At 38.7% G+C, this 20,634-nt stretch carries 20 protein-coding genes and 1 riboswitch; of the genes, 3 read left to right on the top strand and 17 right to left on the bottom strand.

The window, feature by feature from the left end; translation table 11 throughout:
• Window positions 1-461: 461 nt before the first annotated feature.
• From ACQKOF_RS22715 to ACQKOF_RS22745, 7 genes are all read right to left on the bottom strand, one after another.
• Window positions 462-1,310: a MetQ/NlpA family ABC transporter substrate-binding protein gene (locus ACQKOF_RS22715; RefSeq protein WP_427562104.1), complete on the bottom strand. Its 849-nt coding sequence runs from the start codon at window positions 1,308-1,310 to the stop codon at window positions 462-464.
• 353 nt (window positions 1,311-1,663) lie between these two features.
• Window positions 1,664-2,332 (bottom strand): methionine ABC transporter permease, encoded by a 669-nt coding sequence (locus ACQKOF_RS22720; protein WP_427562107.1) that lies wholly within the window; start codon window positions 2,330-2,332, stop codon window positions 1,664-1,666.
• Complete coding sequence (locus ACQKOF_RS22725) at window positions 2,322-3,350, bottom strand: methionine ABC transporter ATP-binding protein (RefSeq protein WP_427562109.1); 1,029 nt, start codon at window positions 3,348-3,350, stop codon at window positions 2,322-2,324. The genes ACQKOF_RS22720 and ACQKOF_RS22725 overlap by 11 nt, the downstream gene beginning before the upstream one ends.
• A 340-nt stretch (window positions 3,351-3,690) precedes the next feature.
• Window positions 3,691-3,795, bottom strand: a riboswitch (SAM riboswitch).
• Window positions 3,796-3,860: 65 nt separating this feature from the next.
• Window positions 3,861-4,163, bottom strand: coding sequence for a thioredoxin family protein (locus ACQKOF_RS22730; protein WP_053484330.1), 303 nt, complete (start codon window positions 4,161-4,163; stop codon window positions 3,861-3,863).
• Between the two features lie 16 nt (window positions 4,164-4,179).
• A complete protein-coding gene (locus tag ACQKOF_RS22735; RefSeq protein WP_427562112.1) occupies window positions 4,180-4,521 on the bottom strand; it encodes a hypothetical protein in 342 nt (113 codons plus the stop codon).
• 186 nt (window positions 4,522-4,707) lie between these two features.
• Complete coding sequence (gene gcvH, locus ACQKOF_RS22740) at window positions 4,708-5,088, bottom strand: glycine cleavage system protein GcvH (protein ID WP_370042359.1); 381 nt, start codon at window positions 5,086-5,088, stop codon at window positions 4,708-4,710.
• Between the two features lie 80 nt (window positions 5,089-5,168).
• Window positions 5,169-5,525: an arsenate reductase family protein gene (locus ACQKOF_RS22745; protein WP_427562115.1), complete on the bottom strand. Its 357-nt coding sequence runs from the start codon at window positions 5,523-5,525 to the stop codon at window positions 5,169-5,171.
• A 330-nt stretch (window positions 5,526-5,855) separates the two neighbouring features.
• On the opposite strand from ACQKOF_RS22745, the gene ACQKOF_RS22750 reads away from it, so the two are divergent.
• A complete protein-coding gene (locus ACQKOF_RS22750) occupies window positions 5,856-6,167 on the top strand; it encodes a hypothetical protein (protein WP_427562118.1) in 312 nt (103 codons plus the stop codon).
• Here the strand turns inward: ACQKOF_RS22750 and ACQKOF_RS22755 are convergent.
• The 3 genes from ACQKOF_RS22755 to ACQKOF_RS22765 form a co-directional block, all read right to left on the bottom strand.
• Complete coding sequence (locus ACQKOF_RS22755; RefSeq protein WP_370042362.1) at window positions 6,164-7,948, bottom strand: acyl-CoA dehydrogenase family protein; 1,785 nt, start codon at window positions 7,946-7,948, stop codon at window positions 6,164-6,166. The genes ACQKOF_RS22750 and ACQKOF_RS22755 overlap by 4 nt on opposite strands.
• 120 nt (window positions 7,949-8,068) lie before the next feature.
• Window positions 8,069-9,241 (bottom strand): acetyl-CoA C-acetyltransferase, encoded by a 1,173-nt coding sequence (locus ACQKOF_RS22760; RefSeq protein WP_427562121.1) that lies wholly within the window; start codon window positions 9,239-9,241, stop codon window positions 8,069-8,071.
• A 50-nt stretch (window positions 9,242-9,291) separates the two neighbouring features.
• Entirely contained in the window at window positions 9,292-11,676 is a 2,385-nt protein-coding gene (locus ACQKOF_RS22765; RefSeq protein WP_427562124.1) for a 3-hydroxyacyl-CoA dehydrogenase/enoyl-CoA hydratase family protein, read from the bottom strand.
• Between the two features lie 365 nt (window positions 11,677-12,041).
• Between ACQKOF_RS22765 and ACQKOF_RS22770 the strand changes: the two genes are divergently transcribed.
• Both ACQKOF_RS22770 and ACQKOF_RS22775 read left to right on the top strand, forming a co-directional pair.
• Window positions 12,042-12,386 (top strand): thioredoxin family protein, encoded by a 345-nt coding sequence (locus tag ACQKOF_RS22770; RefSeq protein ID WP_400727909.1) that lies wholly within the window; start codon window positions 12,042-12,044, stop codon window positions 12,384-12,386.
• Window positions 12,387-12,541: 155 nt separating this feature from the next.
• Window positions 12,542-13,045, top strand: coding sequence for a C39 family peptidase (locus ACQKOF_RS22775; protein ID WP_427562127.1), 504 nt, complete (start codon window positions 12,542-12,544; stop codon window positions 13,043-13,045).
• 55 nt (window positions 13,046-13,100) lie between these two features.
• On the opposite strand, the gene spoIIP is transcribed toward ACQKOF_RS22775, so the two are convergent.
• From spoIIP to ACQKOF_RS22810, 7 genes are all read right to left on the bottom strand, one after another.
• Entirely contained in the window at window positions 13,101-14,009 is a 909-nt protein-coding gene (gene spoIIP, locus ACQKOF_RS22780; RefSeq protein ID WP_427562130.1) for a stage II sporulation protein P, read from the bottom strand.
• Window positions 13,999-14,538 (bottom strand): RNA polymerase sigma factor, encoded by a 540-nt coding sequence (locus ACQKOF_RS22785; protein WP_427562133.1) that lies wholly within the window; start codon window positions 14,536-14,538, stop codon window positions 13,999-14,001. The genes spoIIP and ACQKOF_RS22785 overlap by 11 nt, the downstream gene beginning before the upstream one ends.
• A 340-nt stretch (window positions 14,539-14,878) precedes the next feature.
• Window positions 14,879-15,766, bottom strand: coding sequence for a 5'-3' exonuclease (locus ACQKOF_RS22790; RefSeq protein WP_427562135.1), 888 nt, complete (start codon window positions 15,764-15,766; stop codon window positions 14,879-14,881).
• Between the two features lie 133 nt (window positions 15,767-15,899).
• Window positions 15,900-16,889, bottom strand: coding sequence for an agmatinase family protein (locus ACQKOF_RS22795; protein WP_427562137.1), 990 nt, complete (start codon window positions 16,887-16,889; stop codon window positions 15,900-15,902).
• 331 nt (window positions 16,890-17,220) lie between these two features.
• Window positions 17,221-18,246: a polysaccharide deacetylase family protein gene (locus ACQKOF_RS22800; RefSeq protein ID WP_427562140.1), complete on the bottom strand. Its 1,026-nt coding sequence runs from the start codon at window positions 18,244-18,246 to the stop codon at window positions 17,221-17,223.
• Window positions 18,234-18,980, bottom strand: a complete 747-nt coding sequence (locus ACQKOF_RS22805) for a hypothetical protein (RefSeq protein WP_427562143.1) — start codon at window positions 18,978-18,980, stop codon at window positions 18,234-18,236. The genes ACQKOF_RS22800 and ACQKOF_RS22805 overlap by 13 nt, the downstream gene beginning before the upstream one ends.
• The gene (locus ACQKOF_RS22810; protein ID WP_427562145.1) at window positions 18,961-20,634 is read right to left on the bottom strand and encodes a GNAT family N-acetyltransferase; all 1,674 of its coding nucleotides are present in this window, start codon (window positions 20,632-20,634) and stop codon (window positions 18,961-18,963) included. Before ACQKOF_RS22810 ends, ACQKOF_RS22805 begins: the two co-directional genes overlap by 20 nt.

Here is a 20,634-nt window from a genome sequence, read left to right on the forward strand (position 1 = left end):
CGTAGCGGCAGCAACAACAGGTTTTGTCTGTGCGAAAGCGTAGCGGCAGCAACAACAGGTTTTGTCTGTGCGAAAGCGTAGCGGCAGCAACAACACGATGCAGGTCAGTTAGCCGTTATCGCACGGATGCGATGATTTTAGGCTAACATCCTTTAAGAACTCCTTTCCGATTCCGTGACATCCGCCGGAGGCTTTAGGCCAACAGATGTTTATTGCGCGAAAGCGAAGCGTCAGCGGCACGAAGTTGGTCACTCAGTCGTTGCCACAGGACGTGGCGTTCTTAGACTGAATTCCTCTATTTCAGCAGGTGTCCAAACACCCGCTGAAGGAAGTTAAAGTCAAGCCCGCGGAAAGCGCTAACTCGGAGTGTGAATCAACCTTTGTTTATCTTATTTATATTTTTCTTTTGATGACAAGATAAAAGGGTATGTAAGCTTTCATACTTACATACCCTTTCTGAATTATTTAACTGGTACAACTGAGCCTTTCCATTCTTCAATAATGAAGTCTTGGATTTCTTTAGATTTTAATACTTCTATTAATTTTTTAATTTCTCGTTTTGTTTCATCACCAGCACGTACAGCGACAATGTTTACATATGGAGATTCTTTATCTTCAAGAGAAATTGCATCCTTCAATGGATTTAAGCCGTTATCGATTGCAAAGTTCGAGTTGATTAGAACCGCATCACCTTCATTATTTTCGTACATTTGTACAAGCATTTCAGGTGCTGTACTTGCATCGAATTTGAAGTTTTTAGGGTTTTCTGCGATATCTTTTATTTCTGCTGCTGTTTTATCAACACCATCTTTTAATTTAATTAAGCCCTTAGCTTCTAATAAAGAAAGCATACGACCGTGGTCTGATACTGAGCTAGAAAGTAAAATTGTTGCACCTTTTGGTAGATCATCAAGAGATTTATATTTTTTAGAGTAAATTCCGATTGGTTCAATGTGAATGGCACCAGCATTTACAAAGTCATAGCCATTTTCTTTCATGCTAAGCTCTAAGTAAGGTAGATGTTGGAAATAGTTTGCGTCAAGATCGCCAGTTTCTAAATGTTGGTTTGGTAATACATAGTCTTGATATTTTTCAATTTTAAGATCGATACCTTCTTTAGCTAAAATTGGTTTTGCTTTTTCCAGAATAACCGCATGAGGTGTATTCGAAGCACCTACTGTTAACGTTACGTTTTCTTTACTATCACCCGATGATGAGTTTGAGCTTGCATCTTCTTTTTTACCAGCACCACAAGCGGCTAAAGCTAGTACTAATACTGATAAAAATAATCCTACTAATAGCTTCTTCATTTTATTACTCTCCCTTTTTTCTTATTCTTAAATCAATAATGCCTCGGCATAATTGCGTCCGGAATCGGCTTTGTCTTAGGCCTGCAGATGTTTTTTGCGCGAAAGCGTAGCGGCAGCGGCACCGAAGCAGGTCAGTTAGCCGTTATCGCATGGATGCGATGATTTTAGGCTAACATCCTTTATGAACTCCTTACTGATTCCGTGACATCCGCCGGAGGCTTTAACTTCTCTCAGCAGGTGTTTGAACACCTGCTGAAAGAAGTTAATATGTTAACGGTATAAAACCGAGATAACCTCTTAGATGTTCGTAGCGAGATTCTCTTTTTGTCACTACAATTTTTATTAGCGCCTCTTTAGCGTTTATCTGTTTTGATTGTAATCATGTCGCCAATCCATTGAATAATAAATACTACAATTAAGATTAATATAGTCGCCATTAAAGTTACATCTTGGCGATTACGTTGGAAACCATCTAAGAATGCTAAGTTTCCTAGACCACCTGCACCGATAATACCTGCCATCGCAGTATAACCGACAAGTGCTACAGCTGTTACAGTAAGACCAGAAATAAGCGCTGGTAAAGATTCCGGAATTAATACTTTCCAAATAATCGTTGACGTTTTGGCACCCATTGAACGAGCTGCTTCAATAACACCTTTATCAATTTCACGTAAAGCAATTAATACCATTCGTGCATAGAATGGTGCAGCTCCAATAATTAGTGCGGGTAAAGCCGCATCTGCGCCACGAATTGTGCCAAGTAAAAATTTCGTAAATGGAATTAATAAAATAATCAAAACGATAAATGGAATCGAACGGAAAATGTTAACGATTGATCCTGTTAAAAAGTTCACAATTTTATTGGCCCATAGTTGGTTGGGACTTGATAAAAACAATAAGATTCCAATTACTAATCCAAGTATAAATGTGATGATCGTAGAAATTGTTGTCATGTACAACGTTTCATACGTAGCGTCCCACATTTTTTCCCAGTCGACATTCGGAAAAAGACTAGTTAACATTTGTAATCACCTCCGTTTGTACTTCGACTGTATTTAAGTAGCTCAGTGCAGCAGCAACATTTTCCTCTGAGCCAACAATTTGTACAACAAGTGTGCCGTACGCGCCATTTTTCGTTTGCGAAATATTACCATGTACAATACTTACTTCTACATCAAACTGTTTCACAAGATGTGAAATGACAGGCTGCTCTGTTTTTTCTCCTACAAAGATTAGCTTAACAAGTTGTCCATTAGGGTAATTTGCTTTAATTTGTGCCACAGTTTCCTGTGTTTCCTTCGTATCTGTAATTTGAGAAACGAATTTTTTCGTAATGGCAGCTTGTGGAGCTTGGAATACTTGTAATACTTCACCACGTTCTACAATTTCTCCAGCTTCCATAACCGCTACACGATGACAAATTTTGCGAATAACGTGCATTTCATGTGTAATTAACACAATCGTTAGACCTAATCGTTCGTTAATATCGACAAGGAGATCCAGGATAGCATCTGTTGTCTCCGGATCGAGTGCGGATGTTGCCTCATCACATAACAATACCTCTGGATTATTAGCAAGCGCACGAGCGATACCTACACGTTGCTTTTGTCCCCCTGATAGTTGTGATGGATATGCTTTAGCGCGCCCTTCTAAGCCAACTAAAGTTATCAATTCTTTCACACGTGTTTCACGTTTTGCCTTTGGAACACCTGCGATTTCTAGTGGAAAAGCGATGTTTTCTTCAACAGTTCTAGACCAAAGTAAATTGAAATGCTGGAAAATCATACTAACCTTTTGTCTAGCATCTCTGAGCTTTTGTCCCTTTATGGATGAAAATTCTTGATTGTTAACCGTTACCGTACCAGATGTAGGCTTTTCTAAACCGTTTAACAAGCGAATCATTGTACTTTTACCAGCGCCACTATAGCCGATAATGCCAAAAATTTCACCTTTATTGATAGAAAGGTTGACGTCTTTGACTGCTGTTAATTCGCCATTCGCGGTTTTGTATTTCTTCGTAATATTTTGCAGCTGAATCATAGCGAATTCTCCTTTTCTTATATCAATTATGCCTCGGCATAATTGCGTCCGGAGGCTTTAGGCCAACAGATGTTTTTTGCGCGAAAGCGTAGTGCTAACGTAGCGTCAGCAGCACGAAGTTGGTCACTCAGTCGTGTGTTGTTGTTGCCGCTACGCTTTCGCACAGATAAATTACCACAGGACGTGGCGTTCTTAGACTGAGTCCCTCTATTTCAGCGGATGTCTTTTGTACAGAAAGCGTAGCGACAGGTACAGGTGCTTGGACACCCGCTGAAAAAAATTAAAAACCCCTTCACTTAAAGACAAGTAGAAGGGGTCACGTAATATACGCTAAACCGTTCTCTCATCTTTCAAAGATAAATCTTTGGGTGATTTGGCACCTTTTCACGATTGTGATGGTTGCCGGGCTTCATAGGGCACTTCCCTCCGCCGCTCTTTATAAGAGTTCGATATATTTAATTGTTTTTTTAATATATTTGTTACTTTACCACGCGAGTAAAGTTCAGTCAATTAATTTTTTAACAATTCGTATAAATACGGTACGGATTGAAAGGCATAAACCTTTTCTGTCACTTCTCCGCCTTCACATACGAGTAAACATGGTACACTTTCGATTTTATGAGCATAAGCTATTTGCTCTATAAAATTAATATTCGCTTTACCGACCTGAAGCTGTGGCAGTAATTGCTCAACAACCGTCATCATTTTCGATGCAACCGCACATGTTCCACACATAGGCGTATATAAATAAAAGGCAGCTTTTTCACCTGACTGGACAACCGCGTCCCACTGCTCTTTTGACCATTCTTCCATCATTTTTCACGCAACCTTACAAAATATATTCATTATGGATTGAGAAGTGTGCACGAAGCAATATCGCTGCTAACACCTTCCTCGGAGTTGTCTCAACTTCCTTATATGTTGGCATCGTACGTAAATGCTCAGCCTCTGGATAATGTCTGTCCATTAATGCTCGTAGTTTATCACCCGATGTATCTGCATCAAAAAACGTATAAAGCTCACAACCCTCGTATGGATCAAGTAGCTCTTCTAATTGATGCACACCAATTGTACCATTCGTACAAAGTATTTTAACATCTTCATTTATAATAGGTTCAATTTGAAGCTTATCCGATCGGCCTTCGACAATTAAGCATTTTCCCTCGACCATCACGCCACCCCCATTTAGACATATCCCTTATAATCCATTATATCAATAAACTTTATCGTTGATACAGTTAGACACCTATTGATAAAGGAATATACTTACATTCACCTCTCTTACTATAGGAGCAGGATGAATGAAGATAATAAAAAACGTCGGTAGTTTCCGACGTTTTTCTAATACAGGCTTGTCTTATTCAGCAATCATTTCTTCGTATTGCTCAGCTGTCATAAGCTTTTCAACTTCTGATGCATCAGCAGGCTCTACAACGACCATCCATGCTTTTTCATATGGTGATTCATTAACGAATTCTGGGCTATCTTCTAAATCTGCATTTACTTCAACTACTGTACCTGAGATTGGTGCGTATAATTCAGAAACTGTTTTTACAGATTCTACGCTACCGAATGGATCATCAGTTTTGATTTCGTCGCCAACTTGTGGAAGCTCAACGAAAACGATATCTCCAAGTTCAGATTGTGCGAAATGAGAAATACCGATACGTACTTTACCATCTTCTACTTTCACCCATTCGTGCTCTTCAGAGTAACGTAAGTCTTTAGGTGTGCTCATGCAAAAAACCCCTCCATAAATATGTAATATATTCATTTTCAGTGTGCCATACTTCTTCCATAAAAACAAGATTAAAAGCGTTATTTCCAAGCTTGCTCAAAATCTGATTCTTTAAACCCTAAAGTAACTTTTTTTCCATCGGTTACAATCGGACGTTTAATCAACATACCATCTGACGCAAGCAGTTCAAGCTGCTCCTCTTCAGTCATTTCTGCAAGTTTATCCTTCAAGCCAAGCTCTCGATATTTCATACCAGAAGTATTAAAAAATTTCTTTAACGGTTGTCCACTAGCTTGCCATAAGTTTGATAATTCGTCCTTTGTAGGCGGTTGTTCGACAATGTGTACCTCCTCGTATGAAACCCCATTGTCTTTTAGCCATTTTTGAGCTTTTTTGCAAGTAGTACATTTCGGATATTGAATAAATTGAATTGTCATTTATAGGCTCCTCTACTATCATTTTAGGACACTACATTTTCGTGTCCCCCTCATTTTCTGTAGTATACCATCATAACCGTTGCGAACCAAAACGAAACTCTTCGTGCTATAGCGTGGGGTTGATTGGAGTTCCAGGCTACTCGCTTTCCTGTGGACGTCCGATGAGCCGCTTCGCTGCAGGGTCTCATCTGTGACGCTGATCGCCTAGCCTAGCCTCCACTCCAATCAATTCTCTTAGTGTGTATCTTTCTTCTGACATTTCATTCTAATTTATAATAATAAAACGACACTTCAACAATAATATTTTATCTGTGCGAAAGTGAAGCGACAGTGGCAACAAAAGCGAAGGGAGTGACTAGACGCTCCAAAATGCCGATCGCTGATACGATACCAAGAATCGCTGATTACAACATGAAAATCGCTGATAAGATGCCAAGAATCGCTGATTACAACATGAAAATCGCTGATAAAATGCCAAGAATCGCTGATTACAACATGAAAATCGCTGATAAAATGCCAAGAATCGCGCCCAAGCACCCAGTCGGAACGGCAATCAACCCTCGTTTTGCCGAAGAACTTTATTTCCAACAAAAAAACCTAGCTATCACATCTCGGATAGCTAGGTTAAGTTTGCTATATTAAACTATATATTTTTCTGCTTCAATTAATTTAACAGAAGCTTCGCGTTTCTTCGCGATTAAGTTGTATGGGTTGTTGCGAGTTAACTTACGGAGTGCAGACAATGTCATGCGTGCAGCATCGCCGTCTGCTGAAGCAAGAATCGTATCTTTTGCTTCTTTTTCAATTTCTGCAAATGCTTCCTGGCAGAAGATTTGAGTGTACAGTAATTTTTGATGAGCTTTTTCAGCACCGTCACGAGCAATCGCTTTTTCTGTACGCAATACAGCTGATTCCATAGCGAATAGTTGGTTTGCGATATTTGCAATATTCACCAATACTTCTTGCTCTTGATCAAGCTTCGCGCCGTAGCGTTGTGCTGCTAAACCTGCTGCCAATACAGCAATTTTCTTCGCATTTTTCACAAGATATTTTTCCTGAGCTAGCGGTTCTGTGCCTACATCTTCAGGCATTAGCATTAGAAGCTCCTGTTGTAAATTTTGAGCGACTTGTAGTAATGGCAATTCACCTTTTAATGCTTTCTTCATAAATGTACCTGGTACAATCATGCGGTTAATTTCATTAGTACCTTCAAAAATACGATTAATACGAGAATCACGATAAATACGCTCTACTTCGTATTCAGCCATAAAGCCGTAACCACCGTGTAATTGAACCGCTTCATCTGCAATGTAATCTAAAGTCTCAGAACCAAATACTTTAGCAATAGAACATTCAATAGCATACTCAGCAATTGCACCAGCAATCACTTTCCCTTGCTTTTGCTCTTCTGGGCTTAGCTGACTTAAACGGTCTTCAAATAAACCTACTGTACGATAGTTTAATGACTCAGACGCATATAATTGTGAAGCCATTGTCGATAATTTTTCTTTTGTTAGATTAAAATCAGACAGCTTCGTTTTAAACTGTTGACGTTGGTTTGTGTATTGAATGGCTAGCTCTAATGCGCGCTTCGAGCCACCAATTGTTCCAACCCCTAATTTATAGCGACCAATATTTAAAATATTAAAGGCAATAACGTGTCCGCGACCTACTTCACCTAAAAGGTTTTCTACAGGTACTTCTGCATCTTCAAGGATTAATGTACGTGTCGATGAAGATTTGATACCCATTTTTTTCTCTTCTGCGCCAACCGAAACGCCATTAAAGGCACGCTCTACGATAAATGCTGAGAATTTATCGCCATCAATTTTTGCATAGACAACAAATACATCTGCAAAGCCTGCATTTGTAATCCATTGCTTTTCACCATTTAAAATATAATGTGTCCCTGCATCATTTAACTTCGCAGTTGTTTTTGCACCTAATGCATCAGAACCTGAACCTGGCTCAGTTAATGCGTAAGCAGCAATTAATTCACCTGACGCAAGCTTTGGTAAATACTTTTGCTTTTGCTCTTCATTTCCGAAAAGTACGATTGGTAAAGAACCAATACCTACGTGTGCACCATGCGTAATAGAGAAGCCACCAGCAACTGACATTTTTTCTGCGATTAATGCAGAAGAAACTTTGTCTAACCCTAGACCCTCATATTCTTCAGGTACATCTGCGCTTAGTAAGCCGAGCTCACCTGCACTTTTTAGTAGACGAACCGAATGCTCAAATTCATGGTGTTCTAAATTTTCAACGACTGGTAACACTTCATTTGCTACATACTCTTCAGTTGTTTTAGCAATCATTTTATGCTCATCTGTGAAATCTTCAGGTGTAAATACACGATCTAATTCCACATCTTCAATAATAAATCCGCCGCCTTTAATGAAATCCGTTGTTTTTTCTGTCATTCTAAATTCCTCCCTATATATCTATTTTTAATAGCTTTTATCCCCAATATATAGAAAAGCTTGAAGCACTGTGTTCGGAGGCAACCGAAAACGCTGCACTCCAAGCTGATCTAGCAAAAATTATAGAATTTCAAATACTCCTGCAGCACCCATTCCGCCGCCAATACACATTGTCACGACACCATATTTCTTACCTTGACGCTTCAATTCATGGATAAGCTTTAATGTTAAAATGGCTCCCGTTGCACCAAGTGGGTGACCTACGGCAATTGCTCCACCATTGACATTTACTTTGTTTTGGTCAATGCCTAAATGACGTACGACCTGTAAGGATTGTGACGCAAATGCTTCGTTAATTTCCCATAAATCAATATCATCAATTGCTAACCCTGCAATTTCAAGTGCTTTAGGTACAGCCACGATTGGTCCAATACCCATCACTTCTGGAGGTACACCACCAACTGCAAAGCCTAAAAACTTCGCCATTGGTGTAAGCCCTTGCTTTTCTGCTTCCTCACGATCCATCACAAGTACTGCTGCTGCACCATCAGAAGTTTGAGAGGCATTACCAGCTGTAACACTACCCTTTACATGGAAGGCTGGACGAAGCTTCGCTAAACCTTCTACAGATGTACCTGGACGTACACCTTCATCCATTCTAAACGTGAATTTTTTCACCTGTGGTTTGTTGTTATCGTCTACATAATGCTGTTCCACTTCGATTGGTACGATTTCATCATTGAATTTACCTTCTTTAATCGCTTTTTCTGCAAGCTCATGTGAACGCACAGCAAATGCATCCTGATCTTCTCTACTTACATTGTATTGACGTGCCACTTCCTCAGCTGTATGCCCCATCCCCATATAATATTGGGGAGCAGTTTCTGCTAGCGTTGGATTTAAGCGAGGTGTATTGCCAACCATTGGCACCATACTCATCGACTCGACTCCACCAGCAAGAATCGCCTTAGAATGCCCTAGCATAATACGCTCTGCTGCAAAAGCAATTGCCTGTAAACCTGATGAACAGAATCTATTAATTGTCAGCGCTGGCGTTGTATCTGGTAATCCAGCAAGCGCTCCAATATTACGTGCTATGTTCATGCCTTGCTCAGCTTCAGGCATTGCACATCCTAAAATTAAATCGTCAATCGGACCTTCATAGCCCGCTCTTTTTAATGTTTCTTTGACAACAACCGCTCCAAAATCATCTGGTCTAACTGTTGCTAAAGAACCCTTTTTTGCTTTTCCAATCGGAGTTCGTGCTCCTGCTACAATAACGGCTTCACGCATCGTATTAATCCCCCTTTGTTTCATGTGCTAGTATGGTCACAGTCTTGAAATTAGTTACGCAATGGTTTTCCCTTTAAAAGCATGTGCTGCATTCTTTGTTGAGACAACGGATCTGCAACTAAGCTTAGGAACGCCTCACGCTCAAGGTTTAATAGGTACTGTTCATCTACTAATGTGCCATATGGAACTTTACCACCAGCAATGACATACGCTAATTTTTTAGCGATTTTTAAATCGTGTTCACTAATATAGCCTGATTCAAACATTCCTTGCGCACCGATTAGTAGCGTACCGTAGCCTGATGCACCGACTACAGGAACTTTCGTAGGTACAGGTGCTTGATAGCCTGCCTCATAAAGCGCTAGTGCAGCTTGTTTTGCATCATATAGTTGGTGATCTGGGTTAACAGAAATCCCGTCAGCAAAGTTTAAGAAGTTATTTTCACGTGCTTCTTCACCAGATGTCGAAACTTTTGCCATCGCAACTGTTTCAAATACTTTATTAGCAATATGTTGATAGTCTACCTCAACGCCATTTGGTAACCCTTTGATGAATTTTTGGTATAGTGCCTTATTACCGCCGCCGCCAGGAATTAATCCTACGCCAACTTCTACTAAGCCCATATACGTTTCCATTGTTGCTTGAATATGTGCAGCTGGTAAACAAACCTCTGCTCCTCCACCAAGTGTCATAGCAAAAGGTGCTGCCACAACAGGCTTGCGAGAATATTTAATCTTTTGCATCGCATCTTGGAATGCTTTAATAACGAAATCTAGCTCAAAAATATTATCATCCTGTGCTTCTACTAAAATCATTCCTAGATTCGCACCAACACAGAAGTTTTTCCCTTGATTACCGATGACTAAGCCTTTAAAGTTAGCTTCTACTTCATCGACTGCAAAGTTAATCATTTGAATAATGTCTAAGCCAATTGCATTTGATTGGGAGTGGAATTCAAGTAATGCAATTCCGTCACCTAAATCTATTAAGCTAGCACCTGTATTTGATTTAATAACACCGTGCTTTTTCTTATAACGTTTTAAGTTAATTTCTTTTTCATTAACTGGCACTTTTACGTATTCAGAGCCATTATAATACGCTAGATCACCGTCAATTTCCGAATAGAAAGTGTCAAAGCCGCTTGCTAACATCTCTTTGACAAATGCCGGCACTTCACGACCTTCAGCCTCCATTTTAGCTACGGACTCTTTGACGCCAATTGCATCCCATATTTCAAATGGACCTTGCTGCCAGCCGAAGCCCCATTTCATAGCATTGTCAATGGCAACAATATCATCAGCAATTTCACCGTGTAGCTGTGCAGAGTAAATTAGCGTCGGAGCGAAGATACCCCATAATAACTCTCCAGTACGATCCTTAGCATATGTTAGTACTTTCACTTTATTTGCTAATCCACGAGTTTGTTTTGCCATCTCGATAGAAGGTGTTTTTAATTTTTTCGCCGGGCTATATTCTAGTGTGTTTGGATCAATTTCAAGGATCTCTTTACCTTGCTTTAAGAAGAAACCTTGACCTGATTTTGCTCCTAGCCAGCCGTTTGTAACCATTTTCTGTAGGAATTCTGGTACTGCAAATACTTGTTGCTCTTCACCAGTTGTTTGATCATAAACGTTTTTCGCTACATGGATAAATGTATCTAAACCAACAACATCTAACGTTCGGAATGTTGCAGATTTTGGACGACCAATTAGTGGACCTGTTACAGAATCTACCTCACCAACTGAATAGCTACCCTTCATCATTTCTTGTAAAGTAATTAGTAAGCCGTACGTTCCGATGCGATTGGCAATGAAGTTCGGTGTATCCTTAGCAAGTACGACACCTTTGCCCAGCACATCTTCGCCAAATGTTTTCATAAAGCTTACAACCTCTGGCGCTGTAGTGTTTGCCGGAATGACTTCAAGTAATTTTAAATAGCGTGGCGGATTGAAGAAGTGAGTTCCTAGGAAATGCTTTTGAAAATCTTCTGAACGTCCTTCTGCCATTGCATTAATACTTATGCCAGATGTGTTTGAACTAATAATTGTGCCAGGCTTACGTACAGCATCAATTTTTTCATATAGGCTTTGTTTAATCGCTAAATTTTCAACGACAACTTCAATAATCCAATCTACATCTTTTAATTTCTCTAGATCGTCCTCAAAGTTACCAACCGTTAGTAGTGATAAATTTTTCTTAGAAGTAAGTGGTGCTGGCTTTTGCTTTAATAGCTTTTGAAGAGCTCCGTTGACGATACGATTTCTTACAGCAGGATGCTCTAAGGAAAGACCTTTGGCTTCTTCCTCTTTTGTTAGTTCCTTCGGCGCAATGTCTAATAATAATGTTGGAATACCGATGTTTGCTAAATGTGCTGCAATTCCAGAGCCCATTACTCCAGAACCTAGAACAGCTGCTTTTTTAATGTTGTAAGTCACAAGCAATTCCCCCTTATTCTCCCATTGAATGAATAGCCATTCATTTTTTGACCAAAAAAATATCAAGTTTGCCTTAGCGTATTTTTGTCCAGATAATTTTAGGCATAATCTGTGACATACGACTGAGGCTTATCTCCGTCCAGCTACCATTGTAGTTTTTGAGGTAAATATTTTCCGCTGAATGAAGATAAAACTACTTTTTCTGTTTTTAGTGTAGATTATTTTGTTTAATTTAGCAATCATTTTTCTCCAATTATTTTTGCGATATATAACTTTTTTTGTTTTTTACGAGCGAAAACAAGACAATAAGTAGATATCGATTATTCCAAACAGAAAACTTTCAGGTTGCGAGAAAAATGTGTAGAATGGAAAGCAAGGAGAGTGAAATACTTATGAAAACAATTACAACTGCTGAACAATTTAATGAACTGATCTCTGGTGATCAAAAAGTTCTAGTGAAATTTTACGCTGGATGGTGCCCAGATTGCACACGTATGAATATGTTCATCGATCCAATTATCGAAGAGTACAACCAATATGACTGGTATGAACTTAACCGCGATGAGCTTCCAGAAATTGCGGACAAATATGATGTAATGGGTATTCCAAGCCTACTAATTTTCCAAAACGGTGAAAAATTAGCACACTTACATAGTGCTAATGCTAAATCACCTCAGCAAGTTACGGAATTCTTATCTGCACAACAATAATTAACTAGGCTAAAATAGCAAAGTTAATGTAGAAGAGCTACTAATCTGTGGCGAAAGCGAAGCGTCAGCCGCAAGTAACAGAATTCTTATCTGAATAATAAAAAGCGCGCTGCATTTCTTTTTGAAATGCGGCTCTTTTTAGAAAGGAGATTATGATGCGCCAGCCATTGTCACTACAAGGAAAATCACAATATGATGCATCCACTTCATCAAAATACCGTAATTCTGCTTGTGGTCCTACAACTATACACGTAGTCTTAAACTATTTCGAAGATCAAGCTCCTTCGGTAAATGAGCTTTATAAACTTCTTGGTGGCACGAAAATCGGGTTATTTAAATGGCGTCTAATTCGCAATCTTCGCCGACTACGTCCGACATGGGATATTCGTGATTGTACTTTAAAGAAGGCTATGCAGGAAATCGATGCAGGTCGCCCTGTCGCCATACGCTTTGACCGCTATTTTAGCTTAAATTGGTGCGATAAAAAATCTGCCTTCGCCTATCATTGGGTGCCTCTCATTGGCTATGAAATACGAAATGATGAGCTATTGTTAATATTCCATGATAATGGCGGTCCTAATCGTGAAAGTAAAATTCGAACGGCTCCTTTTAAAGATAATGAGAAAGTATTGAGCTTCGTAAAAATTACACCGAACTAAGTTAGAGCGTGCCTGCAATGTTAGACACGCTCTTTTTTCATCAATAATTCAAGGCTTATTTACTCTTCTCAATAATAACTTTTAGAACTTCTGCAAAAACATCCATTGTTCTATACGTTTCTTCCAACGTATTATCTATACCTCCAACTTCTAATAATACTGAATTATCGTGGATATCTTGATTATAGGTATTTTGGGGATCGATCCCTTTTTCTATTACACCTATTGATAGTCCCGGATATAATTCTTCTAGTTGTTCATGAAGCTGAGTTGCAAATGTTTTATTCGTTTCATAGTTTCCACTCGTTTTTGATACGACAAATTTAATTCTTGCGTACTCTTTCCCTTTAATTTCAATTGTGGATTCACGTCTTTTTTGAGAATCTCGATGTATATCAAAAATCATGTGAATACTGTCATTTTCAGCTAAAACTTTTTGTAAATTTTCCCGTGACACTATATATGAATCCGAAAAATGTAAACCTTTTCTTTTTAAGATTCCGGCTATATCAGTCTCATCATGTATTGAATTAATTTGCATTTCCTTTAATGCTCTACTTAACTCTTTACCTACCAATGTTACATTTTTAGTATCACTATACGCCTGATCACTATTCACCTGCTGTGCAGGAAGCTCTGGAATAAATGATTCTATATTATGTGAATGATAAATATATACCACAGGTTCCTTCTCTTCCATTGCATAAGACAATGACGCCCCTCCATCACTATGGGCTACCTGTGAAACTGTGCCACTTCCATTTAAGGAAATTAACCATGGAAAAATAAATGCACAAACTAAAACGCCACTTGTAATCACAGAGAATTTTGTGAAGATTCTTTTTTTACCCATGCTTCGTGCTCGTTGTCTAAGAGTATTTTCAGTTGCAGAAACAAACTCCCTTCTAGGATGTTGAGGGTACATTTCTTTCAGCATATCAAATAAGTCTTTTTCATTTTGCATTTGTCAAAACCCCCTCTATTTCAATATTCAGTTTTCTTTTAAGTTCTTTTAGGGCTCTGTGGTAATCAACTTTTACTTTCGCCGCACTACATTGAAGAATTTCCGAAGTCTCGTTTATGGAAAATTCATTAATACCTCGAAGAATGACTACTGCTCTGTAATTAGGTTTTAATTTAGCAATTGCTTCATGAATAAATTCTTTTAATTCTGTTACCTCAAATTCCTCATCAGGTTTCTTTTCATTCGATGATAACTGATTAAAAAAACCATCCTTAAATAGTGAGGCAAACCTTTTCTTTCTGTAGTGATCTATTGCTACATGTTTTGCGATTGAAAAAATCCACGTTTTTAAATGATAGTTGCCATTAAAATTCGATAAATCTTTTAATACCCGAATGAATACTTCTTGGGTCAAATCCTCAGCATCATTTTGATTTCCCGTAAAACAAACGAGAAATCTATAAACGTCTAAGTAATACAAATTGTAGATTTCAACTATTCTTGATTCCATGTTATTTGAATCAATCAATCTTTCCCCTCCTTTTACTTATTTGCTTATAATTCGTTTGAGGTTAGGAAAAGGTTACAAAAATTTTTGTATGAAAAAGGCTCATCACCATAAAGTGTGGTTGATTTCCGTTCCGGCTGGGCGCTTTCCTGGGGGCGTCCGATGAGCCGCTTCACTCGCGATGCTCGCTGCAGGGTCTCATCTGTGACGCTGATCCCCTAGGAGTCGCCCAGCCTCCACTCCAATCAACCTATGTACATGGCATATGTTTTACCAAATATCTGCCTCAACATTTGGTGATAAGCCATAAAAAAAGCAGAGCATATTTCTATACTCTGCGTGGACAACTTGATGTTTGTTTTTAAATAAGCGAATACAGTGAGCGTGCCTGCTTGGCGATTAATGTGTAGCCACGTTCTTCTATTTCTTTGAACATTTGAGGCTCGTAATCAGGTAATACTAGGCTCGCTAATTCTGCTTCGATTGGTACGTTCGTTTGAATTGTTGCAAGCTCGTGTGACAATTTTAGCATGTCTAGATTCTCTTTAATTTTCGTGCGTTGACCAGGCTTTAATTCGTCTAATGACATAAGAACCTTTTCGATAGAACCATATGTTTGAATTAACGTAAGTGCCTGCTTTGGTCCAATTCCCTTAACACCTGGGTAACCGTCACTCGTATCTCCCATAAAGGCTTTGACCTGTGCAAATTGAATAGGTTCGATGCCATATTCCTCTTGAAAGCGTGTATGCGTATAAACGTCATACTCTGTGTAACCTTTTTTCGTAAAAGCAATTTCCGCTGATGGTCTTAAAAGCTGCAGTAAATCCTTGTCTCCACTAATTACCGTAATGTCAGCCTTATCCTGAAATTTTGTAATCATTGAGCCAATTAAATCATCTGCCTCCATCCCTTTAACACCGAAATTTTGCCAGCCAATTTGTTGCGATAAATTTTTCGCCATATCAAATTGTGGTAGCATTTCCTCTGGTGGTGATGGACGATTAGCCTTATAGCCATCAAATAATTCGTTGCGGAATGTATGTGCACCCATATCCCAGCAAACAGCAAGATGGGTCGGCTTCATAATAGATTGTGCCGTTAATACATGACGCACAAATCCTTGTGCACCGTTAGAAGGTGTCCCATCCGCCAGACGAATATAATGCCCCATAGCAGCAGACGCAAAAAATGAACGGAATAATAGCGCCATGCCATCAACAATTAATAGTTTTGGTTTTGTTGTCATAATAAATAATCCTCTCTATAACAATACAATGATGTATTCATTCATAATATATTAAGCATTGTTCTATTATAGCAAACTATCATCAAACTTCATTGTAAATATATACAAGCCATTATTCCGTCTCATTTTATAACTATCTAATCATAGCATTGCCTTTCTTTGAAATACGATTGCGGTAATCCAGTCGAATACCTGTTAACCATTGTAAAAATGCTGTCACGCCCATCTTTACTGTTTCAGGGCGTAGGTCCCCCTCCTTTGGATCGGCGTAGACAAAGTCAATATGGCGGACCCCTTCATTTTCTCCAATGAGTTTTAGGATTTCAAATAATTCATAGGCCGTTAATCCACCTGGTGTTGCTGCAGGTACATCTGGAGCGAATATAATATCGAGTGCATCCAAATCTACTGATACATAAATACGATCCACCTCATACATAAGCTGACGAAGCATTTCGCGAATTGTTAATTGTATGCCATCACGACGCATCTGTTTTAACGTAATCATATGAATCCCTTGTTCTTTCGCGTAGTGAATCATTTCTGGTGAATTAAAAAAGCCGTGTAACCCGACATTATAAACATGTTTCCCCTCTACAACCCCTGCTGCAATGAGCTTCTGTATTGGAGAATCCATGGCTAAACCAATTTCCTCCTGATTGCGGGCATCCAAATGCGTATCTATTTGAATAATCCCTATACGATCCTTTGGAAAAGCATTCTTTATGCCTCTTAGAGAGCAAGCTGTAATCGCATGATCTCCACCTATAAGACAGGTAAAGCTTTTAGAATATGCGGTGCTTAAGCTTTCTGCCGCAGCTTCTACAGCTGACTCAGAAAGCATTCTATCCGTCTCGTGGATGGCTACATCACCTACATCAATGACTGCCAACGAGCGCAAATCTACTTGCTCATCTAAATTATAGGATTGAAAGCTAGGCCAAGCCTTTCGAAATGCTGTTGGATACAACGCTTTTTGGGAGGGTTTACTAGCATACGATAATAAAGCACCGTACAAAATAATATCTACATCATTTGGAAGTGGATTTTCTTTTTGCTTAATCCATTGATGCATAGCTGAACCATTTTCTTGCTTATACTGCCATTCTGGTTGAATAAACATTTAACCGACCACCTTCATGCTATTTTTCTATAACTACCATAACGTAGGGTTGATTTCCGTTCCGACTGGGCGCTTTCCTGGGGGCGTCCGATGAGCCGGATCGAAGTAAATTGCCCTATACTACTTTATTGTTCCTATAAATATACCTAGAGAAATATCTTCCACATTAATAGTACCATTAGTACATACAATTTCGTCAAAGTTCGGTATTTTCCCTCTTAATTTCTTAAAAAAACCCACATACCCCATTTACCCCTTTAAACACAAAAAGTAGCAAACTAGGCAATTTTCTAGTTCGCTACTTTTGGGGATTTTTTCACCCCACTGAGTATTAGTCTTCACCAATCGGGCTTTTGCGGGATAGAGCTTGGCAAAGCTCTGCGACCTCGTGCATCGTATAGCTTTGAAAATTATATTGATTACGTAATTCCTGATAATATTGTAAAAGTTCCTCAAGCATAGCTAAATTTTTTTCAATGTTCTTGCCAAAATTATGAGGGTGCCACCATAAATGATAAAAAGCTTTAGACCTTGCAGCTGCATGCATTCCCTCTTTAATACGTTTGATCTTTAAGCCTTCAAAAAATCGTAATGGACTACAATAGGGTCTTAAAAATGCACTTGAACGAATGTTAATAAAAGAATCCATTTGCATTTCTTCAAGCGTTACAAGATGATTTCCTGTTACATTAACATAGGTATCCAGCCATTTTTTTGCACCTAATAGACGACCTTTTTTCGTGAATTTTTGAGGATCGTACAACGGATGTTTTTCATTTCCTCGATAACATACAAATCCTACGTCCTGACATGCGGAGAAATATGCTTCGTTCACTTGATTACGCGGAAATACAATCGATTTCATCGGTGCGATATTTTCTTCACAAATCATTGCAGTAGCATGTAAATCTGCACGAAAATTTGCTTCAGTTTGTCCATTTTCTAAACAGTAAAAATGTGAAAACGTATGACTTCCTATTTCTTGATGTGGCGTACATTTAATTTTCTCAATTAAAGATTTGCCGAAATGTAAGAGATCCTCCTGCTCATTTTCCCCTACTTTTGCAAGTTGTGTATGTGCTGCATAGCGCATATTTTTATATTTTATTGGGATACCTCTTAAATAGTGAGCCATTTCTGCTTTTGTATCTGCAAACAATAGACCCACTGTGGCCCAAGTCGCATGAATGCCATATCGTTCAAACAACTCTAGTATTTTAGGCAATGCTTCACGTACGCCATATAAATTTTTATTGTATTGTCCGTACTTAAATACATCGTGGACACCCCAATTTAGCTCAAAATCCAATGATATAACAAGACCTCCACGATTTACTTCAATTACTACTTCCTCCATTTTTGCACGCCCAGTAACAGTGCACGTATTTTTGATTGGGTAATGTAGCCGGAGTATACATCGACAACTTGTCCACCGAAGCCTTGCTTAAATGCACGAACATTTTGATCATCTGTCAGTTTCCCCATATCATATAAAACAAAGCCTTGCTCCTTTAAATGCAATAAATTGTGCCATAGTAAGAAACGATTTGCATAACGAACTGGTCTTTTTAAATGCTCTGGCATCGATTGTGAATGACAAGTCGCTACATAATAGGACATCGCTTTATTAGCGTATACAATATCGAGTCTATAGCATAGTGTTTGTCCACAAATACTGCGAATCTCAGACAACCATAGCGCTCCTTTATTTTTTAAGAGCGTAATAGCTTCCATTTGAGACTTGCTAATTAGCTCGAGTTTTTTCCTTTTTGCGAAGTTATTATAAAACTGTTGAAAGGCTCGTAAATTTTCATCTGATGGCTCTTTATAAATAAAAACTTGATAGGACTCTTTTTGTGCACGACGAAGAATTTTTCGATTACTTTCAGAAAGAGCAAGATACAATGATGATTCACTTTCTGTAAGGTGAATATGAACCGTTTCACTTTTGACAAGCTTACGGCTCGGTACAAGTGAATTTGTATATCCAATAACCTTCATTGATTTTCTAACATTGGCTGGCTTCTCTACAAAATAAAAATGCTGCATTGCGATATTCCATCGCTTACTTTTAATGGACAGAATGAACATCGCCCCCACTCTCTGTGTATTTTTCTACATGATTTCGCTCATAACGAGCACATTTAAAATGTTTCATTCGAGAAATACGTTTATAGCCTAACTGCAATAATCGTTTACGCTTTCGCCATTGCCAAAAGCTTGCAGTAACCCAAAGTGTTTGTGCAGGTTTCATTTTTTGGAAAAAGGCTGTGATAATATCGATATTTTTATAAGCATCATAGGTTAAAAAACATGTCTGCTTTGGCAATGCTTCAACAATTTGCAATTCATCTACACGCCAGTTCATCGCATGTAACGCAAACGCTGGCTTATTCGTTTCTGCATAAGAATCTTTGTAAATGGTGTATCCCTTATAAAATAGAGAAATAATCTCTTCCTTATCGAGTTGCATCGCCTCCTGTATCGACAACTCCTCAAACAAATCTCCTACAGGTCGATGCGGTGTAACACTATCTGACGGGGATAATTCATACAAATCCACTTGCTTAAAACGAATAAATTTTTCTACGAATAGTTGTCCATATTCTAGCCAATCTTTTACTTTTCCATACTTTACTAAGTAACGTAATTGACCTAGAGTATTGCGTTTCCATTCCACGACACGATGATTGCCTTTTAAAAATTCCTTGAGTCTTTCCTTCAGTGTAAAACGACCCGCCAATAACTTTGCACGCTTCGTTCCACTGCTTACGAGCATACGCCTTGTAAAATCAATATTAGAGCGCCAATCGAACTTATACGGCTCATAGCCAATACTCATATCGAACAAGTGATAGTTTTCAGAATAAGTTCGCTTAATAGTTTCCTGATTCACTAATCTACCCGGCCCAAATATATTAAATGTCGGCTCATGGGCAAGTGCATAAGTTACATAACGTCCTCGACAGCAAATTCCGTAGGTGAAGGCAATCCATTGGTCTTCAAAAACAAGTGCATCTACTTCTACTTGTAATGCCTCCCCTTTAAGGAGCGTTAACCGTTCGAAAAAATCCTTTTTCTTACCTTTCGTAAAATCACTTGTGTCTATCTTTTTTGCCCATCGTCGATCAAATAATCTAAACATTTGCCAAAGCTCGTCCTGCGAAGGGATTTTCCTCGTTAATGAGCCTAATTTTCGTAACTTGCGTTCTCTTCTATCCACACCATGCATTTTTCTACGTTGATTGAAATAGTTAGAAAAATCTACATCGTGAAAGGCAAGATACGGAGTCACTACACGAAAAATACTCGGGCGTAACTGCCTTTCAACAAAATATTGCTCAATGACCTTTGTAGAGTCTTTGCTTTCCAATAATCCATGAAACGAAAATAATAGATGTTTATACTTTTCAATGAGCTGATCAAACACAAAGGTCGTAGCGGGCAACAGCCATTCTTTTTTCGCTACAACACCTGAATAATTTGCAATATTTTCTCCCGCAAAGGCATAAATTCGTACTCCCCATCGAAGTCGAACTAAGAAGGGGAAAAAGGCAATAATAGTACCTTTTTCTTCAACAGCATAGAGCTCAACACGCTCTCTTCGCCCAACAATTTGCCACCAGTTATAAAACCAAGCAAATTCTATAAATGGATTATCATTGACCTCCGCTGCTAAAATTCCATCCCAAATATCCTTGTACCACATAAGCTCATCATCAGTTCGAATGCGAATTAATTGCAA

The sequence above is a fragment of the Lysinibacillus sp. NPDC093190 genome, assembly GCF_050280425.1.
Taxonomy (GTDB): Bacteria; Bacillota; Bacilli; order Bacillales_A; family Planococcaceae; genus Lysinibacillus.

What these genes read in the sequence shown, in the direction of transcription:
- ACQKOF_RS22715 (WP_427562104.1), bottom strand. Translation starts at nt 1,310, where the DNA reads ATGAAGAAGCTATTAGTAGGATTATTTTTATCAGTATTAGTACTAGCT.
- ACQKOF_RS22720 (WP_427562107.1), bottom strand. Translation starts at nt 2,332, where the DNA reads ATGTTAACTAGTCTTTTTCCGAATGTCGACTGGGAAAAAATGTGGGAC.
- ACQKOF_RS22725 (WP_427562109.1), bottom strand. Translation starts at nt 3,350, where the DNA reads ATGATTCAGCTGCAAAATATTACGAAGAAATACAAAACCGCGAATGGC.
- ACQKOF_RS22730 (WP_053484330.1), bottom strand. Translation starts at nt 4,163, where the DNA reads ATGGAAGAATGGTCAAAAGAGCAGTGGGACGCGGTTGTCCAGTCAGGT.
- ACQKOF_RS22735 (WP_427562112.1), bottom strand. Translation starts at nt 4,521, where the DNA reads ATGGTCGAGGGAAAATGCTTAATTGTCGAAGGCCGATCGGATAAGCTT.
- gcvH (WP_370042359.1), bottom strand. Translation starts at nt 5,088, where the DNA reads ATGAGCACACCTAAAGACTTACGTTACTCTGAAGAGCACGAATGGGTG.
- ACQKOF_RS22745 (WP_427562115.1), bottom strand. Translation starts at nt 5,525, where the DNA reads ATGACAATTCAATTTATTCAATATCCGAAATGTACTACTTGCAAAAAA.
- ACQKOF_RS22755 (WP_370042362.1), bottom strand. Translation starts at nt 7,948, where the DNA reads ATGACAGAAAAAACAACGGATTTCATTAAAGGCGGCGGATTTATTATT.
- ACQKOF_RS22760 (WP_427562121.1), bottom strand. Translation starts at nt 9,241, where the DNA reads ATGCGTGAAGCCGTTATTGTAGCAGGAGCACGAACTCCGATTGGAAAA.
- ACQKOF_RS22770 (WP_400727909.1), top strand. Translation starts at nt 12,042, where the DNA reads ATGGAAAGCAAGGAGAGTGAAATACTTATGAAAACAATTACAACTGCT.
- ACQKOF_RS22775 (WP_427562127.1), top strand. Translation starts at nt 12,542, where the DNA reads ATGCGCCAGCCATTGTCACTACAAGGAAAATCACAATATGATGCATCC.
- spoIIP (WP_427562130.1), bottom strand. Translation starts at nt 14,009, where the DNA reads ATGCAAAATGAAAAAGACTTATTTGATATGCTGAAAGAAATGTACCCT.
- ACQKOF_RS22790 (WP_427562135.1), bottom strand. Translation starts at nt 15,766, where the DNA reads ATGACAACAAAACCAAAACTATTAATTGTTGATGGCATGGCGCTATTA.
- ACQKOF_RS22795 (WP_427562137.1), bottom strand. Translation starts at nt 16,889, where the DNA reads ATGTTTATTCAACCAGAATGGCAGTATAAGCAAGAAAATGGTTCAGCT.
- ACQKOF_RS22800 (WP_427562140.1), bottom strand. Translation starts at nt 18,246, where the DNA reads ATGGAGGAAGTAGTAATTGAAGTAAATCGTGGAGGTCTTGTTATATCA.
- ACQKOF_RS22805 (WP_427562143.1), bottom strand. Translation starts at nt 18,980, where the DNA reads ATGTTCATTCTGTCCATTAAAAGTAAGCGATGGAATATCGCAATGCAG.